The 2,169-nt window shown below is 24.4% G+C and carries 3 protein-coding genes; all 3 read left to right on the plus strand.

Features of this window, described 5'->3' with window-relative positions; all coding sequences use genetic code 11:
- Nucleotides 1-188 (plus strand): hypothetical protein (locus L8X38_RS08320; protein WP_263661760.1); only part of this gene is annotated, 188 nt, incomplete at its 5' end.
- Nucleotides 181-1,050: a hypothetical protein gene (locus L8X38_RS08325; protein WP_263661761.1), complete on the plus strand. Its 870-nt coding sequence runs from the start codon at nt 181-183 to the stop codon at nt 1,048-1,050. The genes L8X38_RS08320 and L8X38_RS08325, both read left to right, overlap by 8 nt.
- On the plus strand, nt 1,047-2,169 hold a 1,123-nt coding region (locus tag L8X38_RS08330; protein ID WP_263661762.1), incomplete at its 3' end, for a hypothetical protein. The genes L8X38_RS08325 and L8X38_RS08330, both read left to right, overlap by 4 nt.

The following is a 2,169-nucleotide window of genomic DNA, read 5'->3' on the forward strand; positions in this document are numbered from 1 at the left end:
CAAATCAAGAAAACAATACAAAAGAAAGTATAGATACTATAATAAAAAACACAAATTTTAACAATGAAACTTCTTTAAAAACGAAACAAAGCAATATCATTATAGATGATATAAAAGAAGATTTTAAGATTGTATCTAATAATGCTATAATAAATAATACTAACTTTAAAGGTAAAAAAATTGCTTAAAATATCAAAAAGAATTTCTATTATAGTTTTTATTGTATTAGTTTTTATCATAATTGCTAGCAATGCTTATAACTTTATCCAAGAAGCTTTACAATTTAAAGAAGCTAATGAAAATAAAGCAAGAGAAAATCTTAGTGCTTTAATCAAATGGAGTGAAAACGAAGGCAAGGAAGAATTAGAATATGCTAAGAATTTAAGCAAAGAAAACTATAATCAAGAAAAAGTTACACAAATGATTATTAAAAATCTTAAGATGATACAAACTAGTATTGAAGATATAAGAATTTTAACTATTTATTCATTCCTAGATGAAGATGAGGAACTTTCAAGAAAAGCTAGTCGAATTGTTTTAAGAATAAATATGGATATTATACTTTATCTTTTAGATAATGAAAAAACTTTTATAGGACATAAAACTTATTTTTTATTTGATAAGGAAAGATTTGATGCACTTGAAGATTTTTTATTTTTTCTAAATACTCGTTTAGAAGAGGATTTTTTGAAAAAAAATGATAATGATTTTGAAATAATAGAAATTGTAACATATATTAATCTATTGATTGGCTTAGATGGTGCGTTTGCTAATAATATGTACCTAAGAGAACTTTCAATAGCTCCTATTTGTGATTTAAATAATCCCAAAACCATAGCAATTCTAAATGGCATAGAAAAAATTAATATTGCAGTTGATAGATATATCAATCTTATAAATTCAAAAATTAAATTTATTGCCTATAAAGATGATTATCTTAAAATGAAAATAGAAAATATAAACAATAATTATCCAAAACTCAGACTCGATCAAAAACAAATCAATCAGCTCAATACCCTACAATCTAAACTAAAAGAGTGTAAACAATGAACGAAGAATTGCAAAAAGAAGAATTACCTAGAAAAGAATTAAACGAAACAGAAAAAGAATTGCAAATTCTTTTAAAAGATGCAGGTGTAGATGAAATAGGAGAAAAACTACTTAAAGAAATAGAAGATGCAAATAAAACGGAAAATTTTATGCATCAAAATGAAGTTCAAGCCATGAAAGGTATCACTGGTTTTTTAGATGATGTAACAGATATTGGCTCTAAAGATTACCTACTCCCTTTTAAAATCATCATAAAAAGAGCAGATAATACCCTTAGTGGAATTGATGCTTTAATAGAATATCAAAAAACAAAAGATGGTTTAAAAGTTTCTGTAAAAATTGGTTCTGAAATTATTGCTTCACAAATTTTTACAATAGGAATACCGATAATAAGAACAGCAGCCATTACAACTTATAGTGCAATAGCAATTACAAGTAGCACCTTGTTAGGTGTTTTAGCAGCCATTAGTATTGTTGGCACTAGTATGATAATTCTTTGGTGGATTAATTCTAAAATAGAAGATTGGTTAAAAGATAGTGGTATTTCTTTTATTGATTTTATAAGAGAATATGAAACTCATTTAAGTTCTGAAGAAAAATATTATCATAACTTAGCACATTGTCATCAAACACAAATTAAAAATATGCAAAGAATTCAATTATATTATGATGGTAAGATTTCAAAAGATTTAAAAAATTATTACTATCCTTTTTATGATGTTAAAAAAACGCCATCTTTACTTAATGAAAAAAGCTTACTCAAAAGCATATCAAAAGATTATAAAGCATTAAAACTAAAAGATATAATAGATAACATCCACATTAACTCAGAATTTTATTTATTAAAAGCTTTATATTTTTGTGAAAGTTTTACAAGTTTTAATCAAAACAATCAAGCCTTATTTAACGAAGAAAAATTTCCTTATCATTCTAGCTTTTATACTATATTCTTATTGCACAAAGATAAAATCACAAATACTTATTTAAATGCAAGAAAAGAACTTTATAAAAGCGTTATAGAATTTAATTATTCTCAAAATAAAACCTTACTTGAGAATTTAGAGAAAAACGACACCAAAGAAGATTCTAAGCTATTACGCTTTTATAATCTTTCTTTTG

It is taken from the genome of Campylobacter sp. CNRCH_2014_2452, assembly GCF_025772865.1.
Taxonomy (GTDB): Bacteria; Campylobacterota; Campylobacteria; order Campylobacterales; family Campylobacteraceae; genus Campylobacter_D; species Campylobacter_D lari_D.